Annotated in this window: 12 protein-coding genes; 11 read left to right on the forward strand and 1 reads right to left on the reverse strand. The window is 70.4% G+C overall.

The genetic code is table 11. The annotated features are described in order from the left end of the window. Positions 1–1,047: a sugar ABC transporter substrate-binding protein gene (locus BJY22_RS35995; protein ID WP_167216050.1), complete on the reverse strand. Its 1,047-nt coding sequence runs from the start codon at positions 1,045–1,047 to the stop codon at positions 1–3. 323 nt (positions 1,048–1,370) lie between these two features. On the opposite strand from BJY22_RS35995, the gene BJY22_RS36000 reads away from it, so the two are divergent. From BJY22_RS36000 to BJY22_RS36050, 11 genes are all read left to right on the forward strand, one after another. Beyond that, positions 1,371–2,717, forward strand: coding sequence for a purine-cytosine permease family protein (locus BJY22_RS36000; protein ID WP_167216052.1), 1,347 nt, complete (start codon positions 1,371–1,373; stop codon positions 2,715–2,717). Between the two features lie 20 nt (positions 2,718–2,737). Continuing rightward, the gene (locus BJY22_RS36005) at positions 2,738–4,300 is read left to right on the forward strand and encodes a hydantoinase/oxoprolinase family protein (protein WP_238350556.1); all 1,563 of its coding nucleotides are present in this window, start codon (positions 2,738–2,740) and stop codon (positions 4,298–4,300) included. After that, on the forward strand, positions 4,293–5,357 hold the full coding sequence (locus tag BJY22_RS36010; protein WP_167216054.1) for a DUF917 domain-containing protein: 1,065 nt from the start codon (positions 4,293–4,295) through the stop codon (positions 5,355–5,357). The genes BJY22_RS36005 and BJY22_RS36010 overlap by 8 nt, the downstream gene beginning before the upstream one ends. Positions 5,358–5,375: 18 nt before the next feature. After that, entirely contained in the window at positions 5,376–6,434 is a 1,059-nt protein-coding gene (locus tag BJY22_RS36015; RefSeq protein WP_167216056.1) for an S-methyl thiohydantoin desulfurase domain-containing protein, read from the forward strand. Between the two features lie 49 nt (positions 6,435–6,483). Continuing rightward, positions 6,484–7,995, forward strand: coding sequence for a helix-turn-helix domain-containing protein (locus BJY22_RS43170; protein WP_167216058.1), 1,512 nt, complete (start codon positions 6,484–6,486; stop codon positions 7,993–7,995). Between the two features lie 105 nt (positions 7,996–8,100). Beyond that, positions 8,101–8,820 carry an aspartate/glutamate racemase family protein gene (locus tag BJY22_RS36025; RefSeq protein WP_167216060.1) on the forward strand — a complete coding sequence of 240 codons (720 nt, stop codon included), beginning with the start codon at positions 8,101–8,103 and terminating at the stop codon, positions 8,818–8,820. Beyond that, entirely contained in the window at positions 8,817–9,530 is a 714-nt protein-coding gene (locus BJY22_RS36030; protein ID WP_167216062.1) for an HpcH/HpaI aldolase family protein, read from the forward strand. Before BJY22_RS36025 ends, BJY22_RS36030 begins: the two co-directional genes overlap by 4 nt. Further along, positions 9,527–10,627 (forward strand): threonine aldolase family protein, encoded by a 1,101-nt coding sequence (locus BJY22_RS36035; protein WP_337759747.1) that lies wholly within the window; start codon positions 9,527–9,529, stop codon positions 10,625–10,627. The genes BJY22_RS36030 and BJY22_RS36035 overlap by 4 nt, the downstream gene beginning before the upstream one ends. A 5-nt stretch (positions 10,628–10,632) precedes the next feature. Further along, positions 10,633–11,700 carry a branched-chain amino acid aminotransferase gene (locus BJY22_RS36040; RefSeq protein ID WP_167216064.1) on the forward strand — a complete coding sequence of 356 codons (1,068 nt, stop codon included), beginning with the start codon at positions 10,633–10,635 and terminating at the stop codon, positions 11,698–11,700. Beyond that, complete coding sequence (locus BJY22_RS36045; protein ID WP_167216066.1) at positions 11,697–13,082, forward strand: M20/M25/M40 family metallo-hydrolase; 1,386 nt, start codon at positions 11,697–11,699, stop codon at positions 13,080–13,082. The genes BJY22_RS36040 and BJY22_RS36045 overlap by 4 nt, the downstream gene beginning before the upstream one ends. A 9-nt stretch (positions 13,083–13,091) precedes the next feature. Continuing rightward, complete coding sequence (locus BJY22_RS36050; RefSeq protein ID WP_167216068.1) at positions 13,092–13,328, forward strand: ABC transporter permease family protein; 237 nt, start codon at positions 13,092–13,094, stop codon at positions 13,326–13,328. Positions 13,329–13,367: the final 39 nt, after the last annotated feature.

The raw sequence follows: 13,367 nt of genomic DNA on the forward strand, positions 1-13,367 counted from the left end.
TCAGAAGGTGGACGGAATCTCGACGTAGGTCAGGCGCTTCGTCCACGGCACGTAGCCGTCGACGTCGTCCTTGGCGTAGACCTTGCCGAGCGGTGCCTGGACGACCGTGTTGTCGAGCGTCTCGCCGGTGAGCGCGCGCTGGACGAGTCCCGCCATCGCCTTGCCGTACGCGAGCCCGTCGAGGTCGTAGCTGAGCGCGAGCTGGCCGGACCGCACCTGCGCGATGTTCGTGTCCTCGCCCGCCATCGTCGCGATCTTGACCTTGCCCGCCAGACCGGCCTGCTTGGCCGCCGCGATCGCACCGGTCGCGGACGCCGAGTTGTAGACGACCAGCGCGTCCAGCCCCGGGTTCTTCTGGAAGATCGCCTGCGCGACCCGCTGGGCCTCCGGGGCGTCGTCCTTCATGTTGCGCTGGTTGTTGGGGCTCCCTACGAGCGTGAGACCGCCCTCCTGCAATCCCTTGACCGCGCCCCGGACGGCGGCCTCGATGTTGTCGGTGGGGATCCCGGACAGCACCGTCGCGGTCCCCGATCCGCCGACGATCCCGGCCAGTGCCTTCCCCGTGGCCTGGCCGCGGGCCTCGTCCGGGAAGGCGACCTTGCCGGTGACGTCCAGGCCGCCGAGCGCCTGGAACGTGAAGATCGGGATCCCGGCCTTGCGGGCTGCGGCGATCCCGGGCCGGATCGCGTTGGCGTCCAACGGGAACGTGACGATCGCGTCGACGCGCTGAGCGATGCCCTCGTTGATGCGCTGGCTGCCCGCGGCGAGATCGATCTGGTTCTGCGCGTTGAGCTGGAAGACCCGCACCATGGAGGCGCCAGCCTTGTTCAGCTCGGCCGCCAGCCCCTGCGCCAGTCCGTCGAGCAGTGCGTTGCCCGGTACGCCGTCGACGTACAGGACCCGTTTGCCGGCGAGTGGTCCGGCCTTGTCGACGTTGGCCTTCTGCAGATCGGTGCCGCTGCCCGAGCCGGTCGATCCGGTGGAACACGCGGCGAACGACAACACCACCAGGCCGCCGGCGACGATGGCGGAGAGGAATCGCTTCATCTGGGTCTCCGTAGGATGCGGGAGCCGCGGTGGTGGACGGGGGCGGGGCGCGGCATCGTGTGCGGTGAATCACAGCAGCACACACCCGGTCGGTCACTGGGCGTTCGGCCCTGCCGCGGCTCCGGTACCGGGCAACCGGCCCGGTCAGGCAGCGGGCCTCAGCACCGGCCGGGGCCGGAGTACGGGATTGCCCTGTGACACCTCGAATCGGGCAGAGTGCCCGCATCGCGTGCGGTTTCCGGGCATACTGCCCACTGACCTCTGGAGCCACTCGGACCTACCGTCGGGAGGCATCCGCAGCCCGCATCTCCGGGAGGTCCACCATGGACAACGCCACCGAGCACGACGACTTCGCGCTCAGCCGGGTGCCCGTCGCCCGCCGCTACCACTGGTTCTCGATCGCGGTGCAGCGCTTCGGGATGCTCAGTTCCCTGGCCAGTTTCCTGATCGGCGCCACGCTCGGCTTCGGAATGTCGTTCGGCGACGCCGTGCTCGCGATCACGCTCGGCGCCGTCATCCTCGAGGTCCTGACGATCTTCACCGGTATCGCCGGGCAGCGCGAGGGTCTGTCGACCTCGGTGCTCGCCCGCTGGACCGGGTTCGGCCGGGCGGGTTCGTCGCTGATCGGCCTGGCCATCAGCATCTCCGCGATCGGCTGGTTCGGCATCCAGAACGCGGTGTCCGCACGCGGCCTGAGCGGCCTGCTGGGCGGTCTGCCGACCTGGGGCTGGGCGCTGCTGTTCGGACTCGCGGTGACCGTGATCGTCGTGTTCGGCTTCGGTTCGATGGCCTGGACCGCCTACGTGACCGTACCGGCGTTCCTGGTTCTGGCCGGCTGGTCGATCATCGTCGAGCTGTCCCGGCACGACCTCGGCAGCCTGCTCACCGCCGAACCCGCCGGACCCCAACTGACGCTCCTCCAAGGCACGTCGATCGTGGCCGGCGGGTTCATCGTCGGCGCCGTGATCACCCCGGACATGAGCAGGTTCAACCGCAGCGCAGGTGACGTGGTGAAGCAGACCGTCGTCGGCATCTCGCTCGGCGAGTACGTGATCGGCCTGATCGGCGTACTGCTGGCCCTGGCCCTGCGGACCAACGACGTGATCGCGATCGTCACCTCGACCTCGGGCTTCATCGGCACCCTGGTCGTCGTCGCCGCGACCCTCAAGATCAACGACTGGAACCTGTACGCCTCGTCGCTGGGGATCGTGAACTTCGTCGACCAGGTCTTCGGCCGCCGGGTCCACCGCGGTCTGGTGACGGTCGTCGTCGGCATCGCCGGCACGGTCCTCGGCGCGGCCGGCATTCTGGACAACTTCACCGACTTCCTCGTCCTGCTCGGAGTCGTGTTCCCACCCATCGCGGGCATCATGGTGGCCGACTACTTCGTCACGCGCACCTGGCGCGCCGAACTCGACGCCGGCCGGGCCCACGACGCACTCCCGCCGACCTCACCCACCTGGGTACCGGCCGGCCTGGTCGTCTGGGCGGCCGCGGCCGCGGTCGGCCACTTCGTCACCTGGGGCCTGCCGTCGATCAACTCGGTCGTGGTCGCCGTCGTGCTCTACCTCGCCGCCAACGCGCTCGGGCTGGTCCGCGGCGTCGGCCGGTCCAGCACCCATCCGCACTCCCTCCCCCAGACCTCGGCCACCCCCAGCTCGGCCGGCTGACCACGAAGGAATCAGACACCATGTTGCGACTCGGCATCGACGTCGGCGGTACGAACACCGACGCGGTCCTCATCGACGGCAGCCGGGTGGTCGCCGCCACCAAGGCACCGACCACCCCCGACGTCACCGGCGGGATCGTCACCGCGATCCAGGACCTCGCCGCGAACACCGGCTTCGACCCGGCGCGGATCGCGGCGGTGATGATCGGTACCACCCATTTCATCAACGCCCTGGTCGAGGCAGACCGGCTCGCGCCGACCGCGGCGATCCGGTTCGGGTTGCCCGCGACCGGTGCACTGCCGCCCTTGGTGGACTGGCCCGAGCGGCTCTCCCGCGCGCTCGGCGGCCACAGCTACCTGTGCCACGGCGGCCACGAGTACGACGGCAGCCGGATCGACGACTTCGACGAACAGGAGTTCCGCGCGGTCCTCGACAAAGCGGTCCAGGCCGGCGCCCGCTCGTTCGCGATCTCGTCGGTCTTCTCCCCCGTCAACGCCGAGTTCGAGCAGCGCGCCGCGCTGATCATCGCCGAGGAACTGCCCGGGACACCGATCAGCCTGTCTCACGAGATCGGCCGGATGGGTCTGCTCGGCCGGGAGAACGCGACCATCATCAACGCGGCCCTGCGCGAACTGGCCGACCAGGTCACCACCGGACTGGCCCGCAGTGTCGCCGGCGCGGGCATCTCGGCGCCGGTGTTCCTGAGCCAGAACGACGGCACCCTGATGGACATCGACTACGCGCGCCGTTATCCGGTGGCCACGTTCGCCTCCGGCCCCACCAACTCGATGCGCGGCGCCGCGTTCCTGTCCGGCCGCCTGCAATGCGCCGTGGTCGACGTCGGTGGCACCACCACCGATGTCGGCATCCTCCAGCAGGGTTTCCCCCGCGAGGCCTCCACCGACGTCGCCGTCGCCGACGTCCAGACCAACTTCCGGATGCCGGACGTGCTGTCGATCGGGATCGGCGGCGGCAGCCTGGTCACCGGCGACGCCGGCGCACCCGCGGTCGGACCGAGCAGCGTCGGCTACCGGCTGACCGAGAAGGCCCTGGTGTTCGGAGGCGACACGCTGACCGCGACCGACCTCGCCGTCGCCGCGGGCCTGACCGAGATCGGCGACCCCGGCCGGGTGGCACACCTGGACCCGGCGTTCGTCCGGGCGGCACTCGATCAGGTCGCGGCCCGGATGGCCGAGGTCGTCGACCGGATGCGGATCTCGGCCGAGCCGATCCCGGTCGTCGCCGTCGGCGGCGGCTCGATCCTGGTCCCCGACGAACTGGCCGGCGCCTCCGCGGTGGAACGGCCGGAGCACTACGCGGTCGCCAACGCGATCGGCGCCGCGATCGCCGAGGTGGGCGGGGAGGTCGATCGCGTCTTCTCGGTCGCGCCGAACCAGCGCGACGCAGTCCTGGACGAGGCCCGCCAGGAAGCGCTCGACCGGACCGTTGCCGCCGGCGCCAAGCCGGGCACGGTACGGATCGTCGACGTCGAGGAGGTGCCGCTTGCCTACCTGCCGGGCAACGCCACCCGGATCCGGATCAAGGCAGTCGGAGAGCTCAGCCTGGGAGGCGACGATGCATGACGTGAAGGTCGAGGACCTCAAGGACATGGCCCGCGGTGCCGCGGTGCTCGGCACCGGTGGAGGCGGCGACCCGTACGTCGGCCGCCTGCTCGCCCAGGAGGCCATCCGCCGGCACGGCCCGGTCAGCCTCGTCGAGCCCACCGAACTCCCGGACGACGCGGTCGTCATCCCCACCGCCTTCATGGGCGCGCCGACAGTGATGCTCGAGAAGCTGCCCTCGGGCAAGGAACTCACCGCTGCGCTGCGGGCCCTCGAGGAGCTGATCGGCCGCAAGGCCACGCACACCGTGTCGATCGAGGCCGGCGGGCTGAACTCGATGATCCCGATCGCGACCGCGGCCGAACTGGAACTGCCGCTGGTCGATGCCGACGGCATGGGCCGGGCGTTCCCCGAACTGCAGATGCTGCTCCCGACCCTGGGCGGCATCGCCGCGACCCCGATGGCACTGGCCGACGAGCGCGGGAACAGCATCGGCCTGCGAACCGTCGACAACGCGTGGGCCGAGCGCCTGGCCCGGTCGGCGACCATCGAGATGGGCTGCAGCTCCGCGGTCAGCCTGTATGTGCTGACCGGCCGCCAGGTCAAGGAGTTCATGGTCCACGGCACCATCACCCTGTGCCGGGAGATCGGTGCCGCGATCCGCGAGGCAGCCGAGCGACACGCCGATCCGGTGACCGCGGCCGCGGTGGCTCTGGGTGGGCAGCAGGTGTTCCAGGGCAAGCTCGTCGACGTACGGCGTGGCACCTCGGGCGGCTTCGCTCGCGGTACGGCGGTCCTCGAAGGCCTCGGCGCGGACCTGGGAGGCCGGATGGACATCGACTTCCAGAACGAGAACCTGGTCGCGCGCCGTGGCGACGCGGTGGTCGCCAGTGTGCCGGACCTGATCTGCGTGCTCGACACGGACACGGGCGAACCAGTCACCACGGAGACACTGCGGTACGGCCTCCGGGTGAGCGTGGTCGTCGCGCCGTGCGACCCCCGCTGGCGCAGCCCGGAGGGCCTCCAACTCGCAGGACCGGCGTATTTCGGGTACGACCACACGTATCTTCCGGTCTGATCCTGCGATCATCGAGGCGTGGCCACCGACCTGTCCGACGTGCTCCCGCGGATCCGCGCGGAGCACGTCGACGCGCTCGCGGCGGGCGCCGTCCTGCTGGGCTCGGGAGGTGGCGGTGACGTCTCGGTCGGCCGTCAACTGCTGCATCGCCTGGTGCGCGAACGGCCCGTCGAGCTCCGGCCGGCCGACGAGCTCGCCCCCGACACGCTGGTCATCCACGTCTGCCTGGTCGGCGGTCCCGACGTGATCTCCGAGCGACTCGTCGATCCGGACGACCTCGCGGTCGCGGCGCAAGCCGTTGTCGACCACCTCGGCGGACAGGTCGGAGCGGTCGGCGTCCTCGAGATCGGCGGTCTCAACGGGCTGATCGGCGTCCTGGCCGCGGCGCGGCTGGCCGTACCGGTCGTCGACGGCGACCTGATGGGGCGGGCGTTCCCGCTGATCGACCAAACCACCTTGGCCGTGGACGGGCAGGCGATCACCCCGATGGCCCTGGTGTCACCGGCCGGCGACATCGTGCTGATGACCACGGGATCGGCGCGGGCGACGCAGGCCATCCTCACTTCGACGGCCGTGGCCATGGGCGGGGCCGCGGCGGTCGCCCTCTACCCGACGTCCGCGGCGACACTCGCGCGGGTCGGTATCCACCGCAGTATCTCGGCCTGCATCGCCCTGGGTACGGCGTACCTCGATCCGCGGGCCACCGACGTCCGCGCCATGGTCGGCCTGCTCGGCGGACGGCTCCTGTTCGACGGCCGGGTCGACGAGATCCGCCCGCGCCGCGGCACCGAACTCGGCTCCGTCACCCTTGCCGACCCGGTCAGCGGAGCGACCGCCCGCGTCGACCACCGCGACGAGTTCCTCGCGGTCAGCTGCGACGGCCTGACCGTTGCCGCGACTCCGGACGTCGTGGTCGCGCTGGATCCCAGCAACCGCTCGCCACTGCGAACCGACCAGGTCCGGTTGGGACAGCCCTTGGTGCTGTTCTCGCTACCGTCGCTGCACCCCTGGCCGGCCGAAGCTGCGCCGATCGTCGGCCCCGCCCGCTTCGGCCTCGACCTGGAGCCGACGACATGACAGTACTGCTGCCACCGCTGCGCCGCGGCTGGTCTCGGGGCGCCGCCTCGTGACCGGGCCACCGCGGGTTGCCGACCTCCTGACGGACCCGGTGCTCCGGGGTGTCCGGGTGATCGCCGGCGCCGCGGGCACCGAGTCCGTTGTGGACGACGTGCACTGGTTCGCCGGTGATCTCGAAGGAGTGGAACGCACCCTCGTCGTCTGCGCGGAGAGCCACGTGAGTCCGCCGTACCGGCTCGACGCGCTGGTCCGGCGAGCCCAGCAAGCCGGCGCGGTCGGTCTGCTGATCGTCGCCGGATCGGTGCACCCGCTGCTGTCGAGCATCCGGCTGGCCGACCGGCTGCAGATCCCCGTGCTCTGGCTGGAGAACGCCGACCCGGTGCGCCTCATGCAGGACCTGACCATCCGCGTCCGCGCACCTGAGCAGGACCGGGCCCGGACCGTCGAACGCCTCCTGCGTCACCTCAGCACCAAGCGCAGCGGCCAGGACATCCTCACCGCGGCCGAATCGGTGCTGTCGGTCCGGCTGTCACTGGTGACCTCGGACGGCATCAGCATCCTGGGCGACCCCGTTGATCTCGACCCGTCGCTGCACCTGGACCAGCCGGTACCGCAGCGCTCCGGCCATCTGCTCGTCCATCCCGTGCTCGACCCCGACGTCAACCGGTTGGCAGCGTGGCTCGCCTGCCCCTTCGACCGCGCGGCCGACTCGCGCCTCGACGTACTCGCCGTCGGCCTGACGATGACCGAGCCGTTCATCCGCTCCTGGCTGTCCAGCCAGCGCGCACAGGCTGACCGGGACCAGGTATTCCAGGCGCACCTGTTGTCGGAGATCATCACAGGCCGTGACTCGGTCGCCCGCGACGTCGTCGAAGGCGCGGTCTCCCTCGGCTGGCGGCTGCAGGACTGGCACGTCGGCGTGCACATCCTCGCCGACGGTTCCGCTCTCGCCGCTGAACGCGACCGGGTGATCAACCAGCTCGCGGCCGGCCTCGACAAACAGGGCGTACCGGTCGTCACCACGGTGAACCGCGGCGACGGCTGGGCGCTGTGGACCAGCAGCAACCGCGAGCCGGCCCCCGACCACGCCCGCCGGTTGCTCCGGGCGGTCCGCGTGGTCAGCGCCGCCTTGCCACACGAGTGCGGCATCGCGGCCGGGATCGGCCGACCGCACCGCGGCCCGAGCGGCCTGGCCGACACGTTGTCGGAGGCCAGGGACGCGGCCGACCTCGCCCGCAGCCACGACTTCCGGCCGGCGGTCGAACACTCCGACGAACTCGGAGTCGCCAGGCTGCTGGCCACCTGGCAGCGATCGGACGTCACCCGCGCCTTCGCCGAGTCGGCCCTGGCACCGCTCCGAGACTCGGCCACGCTCCTCACCACGCTCCGTGCGTACCTGGAGAGTGGCGGATCCGTCGTCCTCGCCGCCCAGGTACTCGGCGTACACCGCAACACCGTCACCATTCGCGTGCAGCAGGTCCGCGAACGGCTCGGTGTCGACCTCGACGACCCGAGCCAGCGGCTCGCACTGCAGGTGGCGTGCCGCGCGTTGAGCGTGTGACCAGGCCTCCTGCACAGGTCGAGCAGCGCAGCCGAGCATCGTGCACATACCGCGATCCGGCGCACGATCCTAGGGTGCAGTCACCTCTACAGAAGGAGACGTGCGATGCATATCCGGGTCATCCTCCCCGTCATCGGCGAGTCCCTGCTCGACAGCGTGCGCCGCGAGGCCGAGGCGTGGGCCGCACCAGGCACCACGATCGACTGCGTATCCCTCGAGCGCGGCACCGCCAGCATCGAGTCCGAGTACGACGAGGCTCTCTCCGCCCCCGGCATCCTGCAGCGAATCGACGAGGCCCGCGCCGACGGTGTCGACGGGGTGTTCATCACCTGTTTCGGTGATCCCGGCGTCCACGCCGCCCGGGAGATCATCGACGCACCCGTCGTCGGAGGCTTCGAACCGGCCACGCTGACCGCACTGAGCCTGGGCGAGAAGGTCGGCATCGTCACCGTGCTGCCCAACGTCCTCCCCATGCTGAACTCGCTCGCCCGCCGCTACACGATCGAGCGCCGGATCGGCACCATCCGGGTCGTCGACCTGCCGGTGCTCGGGCTGGAAGACCACGACGTCCTGCTGAACCGCCTGTTCGAGCAGGCGTCCGACGCGGTCGGCAAGGGCGAGGCCGACGTGATCATCCTCGGCTGCACCGGCATGCTCGGCGTAGCCGAGGAGCTGAAGAAGCGCCTCGCGGACAAGGGCTTCGACGTACCCGTGGTGGACCCGACCGGTGCCGCGATCACCTGGCTCGAGAGCTGCGTGCGGCTCGGCCTGACGCCCAGCCGTACGACGTACATGCCTCCGCCCGCCAAGGATCGCGCTGTATGACGACGACCTTCGTCTCCCGCCTCCGAGCTTCGGAGGCGGGAGACCTCCCGTTGCGGGGCCTGTGGCTCACCTGCCTTACGCCGTACGCCGTGGAGCTCGCCGACCTCGGCGCCGTGGACTGGTTGGGCGTCGACCTACAGCACGGCGACGTCGACGCCGGCGATCTCGCGCCGCTGCTTCGAGCCAGCCCTGTGCCTGTCCTGGCGCGGCTGGCCGGTCACGATCCGAGCCACGTCGCCCGGGTGCTCGACACCGGCGTCGAGGGGATCATCGTTCCGGCCGTCGAATCGGCAGATCAGGCGGCCGCGCTGGTCGCCGCGTCCAACCCGCCGCCCGTGGGGACCCGCAGCACCGGCGTCTCACGCGCCGGCGCGTTCGGCAAACCCCAGCCGCTGCTGCTGCCGATGGTCGAGACCGCACTAGGCCTCGACGCGCTGGAGGAGATCGCCGCTGTCGCCGGTGTCGATGGCATCTTCGTCGGTCCGTACGACCTGTCGCTCTCGCTCGGGGCGTCGAGCGTCGTCGAACCCGTGGTCGTCAAGGCCATCGAGACAGTCGTCGCCACCGCGCACCGTCACGGTCTGCTCGCCGGTGTCTTCGCCGGCAACGCTGACCTCGCGGCGCGGCTCCCGGCTGTCGAACTGGTTGCCGTCGACACCGATCTCGCGGCGCTGCGCGCGGGGATCCGGCAACTGTTCGGTCAACCGTGACCAGCTTGCACGACTCCGGTCTGATCGACTTCGCCAGCGACAACTGTGCGGGCGTTCACCCCGAGGCGATGGCCGCCCTCGCCGAGGCCAACGGCGGCCATCAGCCGAGCTACGGCGCCGATGTCTACACAGGACGGCTTCGTGAGGTGATCCGCCGGCAGTTCGGTCCGCGGGCCGAGGCGTTCCCGGTGTTCAACGGGACCGGAGCCAACATCGTCGCCCTGCAGGCGATGGCCGAGCGATGGGAGGCCGTGATCTGCGCCGAGTCCGCACACCTGCACACCGACGAATGCATGGCACCTGAGCACCATGGGTTCAAGCTGCTGACGCTACCCGCGCCCGACGGTCGCATCGATCCCGCCGACATTGCCCCGGTGGCGGCGTACAGGACGAACCGACACCGCGCCCAGCCAGGCGTACTGTCGCTCAGCCAGGCCACCGAGTTGGGCACCTGCTACGACCTGCAGCAGCTGCGGCGACTGACTGACGAGGCGCACAGGCTCGGACTGCCGGTGCATGTCGACGGAGCCCGTCTGGCCAACGCGGCTGTCACGCTCGGCTGCTCCCTCGCCGAGCTCACCACGGCGGCCGGAGTCGACGTGCTGTCGCTCGGTGCGACCAAGAACGGCGGAATGTTCGGCGACTGCATCGTCGTACTCGATCCCGCCTTCGTGCGCGGACTGCCGTACTTGACGAAGGCAACGACCCAGCTGCCGTCGAAAACCCGCTTCATTTCCGCGCAACTGGTGGCAGTGTTCGACGGCGATCTGTGGGCACGCAACGCCACGACGGCCAACGAGATGGCACAGCGCCTGGCTGCCGGGCTGACCCGCGTACCGGGCGTACGGATCGTGCACCCGGTGCAGGCCAACGCGGTCTTCGCTCAGCTTCCCGCCGACGTGGCCCGCTCGCTGCGGCAGTCCTACACGTTCTCCACCTGGGACGAGGCGTCCGGCGTCGTTCGGTTGATGACCGCGTTCGACACGAGGCCGGCTGACGTCGACGCCTTCGTGGCCGCGGCGGGCACCGTGCCCGGCTCGGGCGCGCGAGGTGTGCGGTCGGCCCATCCCGGACCCGTGCGCGCAGACCTAGCCTGACCGTCATGTTCACCACCGCGAGCTCTCCCGCAGGCGAGTCCAGCCACGACCCGGGCCTCGGCTTCGGTCGCGTCTTCACCGACCATCTGACCTCGATGAGCTGGACCACCGACGGCTGGGAACGTCCGCAGGTCCGGCCGTTCCACAACCTGTCGCTGAGCCCGGCGACGATGGTCCTGCACTACGGACAGGCGATCTTCGAAGGACTCAAGGCGTATCCGCACCCAGACGGCGAGATCCGGCTGTTCCGCCCGGAGCTCAATGCCCGGCGGTTCCAGCTGTCCGCAGACCGGATGGCGATGCCTGAGCTGCCCGTCGACGACTTTCTGGACTGTGTGTCGCTGCTGGTATCGACCGACCGCAGCCAGGTGCCGGATCGTCCCGGTCACAGCCTCTACCTACGGCCGCTGATGATCGCGACCGAGGCGACGCTCGGCACCCGTCCCGCCGAGGAGTACCTGTTCCTCGTGATCGGCTCACCGTCCGGGCCGTACTTCAACGGAGCCTCCCCCGCGATCACCGTGTGGGTGTCCGAGGACCTGCCGCGCGCCCATCCAGGCGGCACCGGCAACGCCAAGTGCGCCGGCAACTACGCGGCCGGGATGGCTGTCCAGCGCACAGCCGCAGAACACGGCGCCGACCAGGTCGTGTTCCTGGACGCGCACGAACACCGTTATCTCGAGGAGCTCGGCGGGATGAATCTGTTCCTGGTCCGCCAGGATTCTCGCGGTACGACGCTGGTGACGCCACCGCTCTCCGACACCATCCTGCACGGCATCACCCGCGCCTCGCTCCTGACGCTGGCGGCCGATCTCGGCCTCGAGGTCGAAGAGCGCCCGATCACCCTGGCGGAGTGGCGCGACGGCAGCGACGACGGTTCGGTGACCGAGTCGTTCGCCTGCGGCACCGCAGCCGTGGTGACCCCGATCGGCCGGGTGCGCACCTCGGCCGGCGAGTTCGTCATCGGCGACGGCACACCCGGAGAGTGGTCGGCACGGCTCCGCACCGAACTGCTGGCGATCCAGGAAGGCACGACGCCCGACCGGCACGGATGGATGCGGGTCGTGTCATGACCAGCACAGTGCAGTCGTCCCCGCTCTCGGACCGTGTCGACGCCGTGCTGCCGAAGGTTCTCGCTGACCTGGCCGCGCTGGTCAGCATTCCGTCGGTCAGCAGCAGTCCGGCGCACGAGTCCGACGTACGCCGGAGCGCGGAGGCGTCGGCGTCACTCCTGGAGTCCGCGGGGCTCAGCGCCGAGGTCGTCGCGGTCGGCGGCCATCCGTCCGTGATCGCGCATCGGGCGGGCCCGGCGGGTGCGCCGACGGTCCTGCTGTACGCGCACCACGACGTACAGCCAGCCGGTGATCCGGCCCGGTGGGACAGCCCGCCGTTCGAGGCGACGTACCGCGGAGACCGTCTGGTCGGACGCGGAGCTGCCGACGACAAGGCCGGCCTCGCAGTCCACCTCGCGGCAGTGCTTGCCCATGGCAACACCCTGCCGGTCTCGGTGACCGTCCTGGTCGACGGCGAGGAGGAGATCGGCTCCCCCACACTCGCCGACCTGATCACCACTCACCGCGACCGCCTCGCTGCCGAAGTGATCGTCATCGCGGACTCCGTCAACTGGGCTGTCGGCGTCCCGGCGCTCACCATCTCGCTGCGCGGCGTCCTCGAGCTGGTGGTCGAGGTACGAACCCTCGACCACCCGCTCCACTCCGGCGCCTGGGGCGGCGCGGTGCCCGACGCTCTGATGACGCTGATTGCGACGCTGGCGTCGCTCCACAATCCGGACGGCAGCGTGGCCGTCGGCGGCCTGGTCGGCGGGTCCGGCGCCACGGTCGACTACGACCTGGAACGGTTCCGCGCGGACGCCGGCCTACTCGACGACGTCACTCCGATCGGCACCGGCGCGCTGACGGACCGGCTTTGGAACCAGCCGTCAATCACCGTCACCGGTCTCGACGCCCCCGCCGTCGACGGCGCAGCCGGGATGCTCAGCGCGATCGCCCGCGCCAAGATCTCGATCCGCCTCGCCCCCGGCGACGACCCCGAGCACGCCGAGGCCGCCCTACTCGACCACCTCCGGTTCCACCTCCCGTTCGGCGCCCACCTGACCGTCACCCGCGGCGCATCCGCCCACCCCGCGAACGTCACGGCCCCTCACGACGTACGGACCGCAGCACTCCAGGCCCTACAGCTCGCCTGGAACGGCACCGCCCCGGTCGAGATCGGCTGCGGCGGCACACTCCCCCTCATCCACCTCTTCCACGAAGCCTTCCCCGAAGCCGCGATCCTCGTCACCGGAGTAGAAGACCCCGACACCCGAGCCCACGGCCCCAACGAAAGCCTCCACCTCAAAGACTTCCGCAACGCCTGCCTCGCCGAGGCCCACCTCCTCCGCCTGCTGGCCCACTTGTCCGGATGCGGTCAGCTAGGCGGTACCGAGGCGACGTAGCACTTGCGGATGGTCTTTTCGATCACCCACGTGCCGGTCGAGCCGGCGGGGATCACGCTGATCCAGAGCGAATCCAAGATGCCGGTGTCGACAACCCTGTTCGCCTTCCAGCAGGGCTTCACCCAGAACTACGCGCTGGTCAGCGCCGTGGGAGTCATCATGGTCGCGCCGATGCTGATCCTGTTCCTCGCGCTGCAACGCCGCTTCATCGACGGCCTGTCCTCGTCCGGTCTGGCCGGGACATGAGACGGTCAGCACGGTGACGATCGTCGCCGCCGCTGCCTA

The organism is Kribbella shirazensis, from assembly GCF_011761605.1.
GTDB lineage: Bacteria > Actinomycetota > Actinomycetes > Propionibacteriales > Kribbellaceae > Kribbella > Kribbella shirazensis.

Excerpts from the sequence above, each read along its gene's own strand:
- BJY22_RS36045 (WP_167216066.1), top strand. The coding sequence starts at position 11,697 with ATGACCAGCACAGTGCAGTCGTCCCCGCTCTCGGACCGTGTCGACGCC.
- BJY22_RS36010 (WP_167216054.1), top strand. The coding sequence starts at position 4,293 with ATGCATGACGTGAAGGTCGAGGACCTCAAGGACATGGCCCGCGGTGCC.
- BJY22_RS36030 (WP_167216062.1), top strand. The coding sequence starts at position 8,817 with ATGACGACGACCTTCGTCTCCCGCCTCCGAGCTTCGGAGGCGGGAGAC.
- BJY22_RS35995 (WP_167216050.1), bottom strand. The coding sequence starts at position 1,047 with ATGAAGCGATTCCTCTCCGCCATCGTCGCCGGCGGCCTGGTGGTGTTG.
- BJY22_RS36050 (WP_167216068.1), top strand. The coding sequence starts at position 13,092 with ATGGTCTTTTCGATCACCCACGTGCCGGTCGAGCCGGCGGGGATCACG.
- BJY22_RS36040 (WP_167216064.1), top strand. The coding sequence starts at position 10,633 with ATGTTCACCACCGCGAGCTCTCCCGCAGGCGAGTCCAGCCACGACCCG.
- BJY22_RS36000 (WP_167216052.1), top strand. The coding sequence starts at position 1,371 with ATGGACAACGCCACCGAGCACGACGACTTCGCGCTCAGCCGGGTGCCC.
- BJY22_RS36025 (WP_167216060.1), top strand. The coding sequence starts at position 8,101 with ATGCATATCCGGGTCATCCTCCCCGTCATCGGCGAGTCCCTGCTCGAC.
- BJY22_RS36005 (WP_238350556.1), top strand. The coding sequence starts at position 2,738 with ATGTTGCGACTCGGCATCGACGTCGGCGGTACGAACACCGACGCGGTC.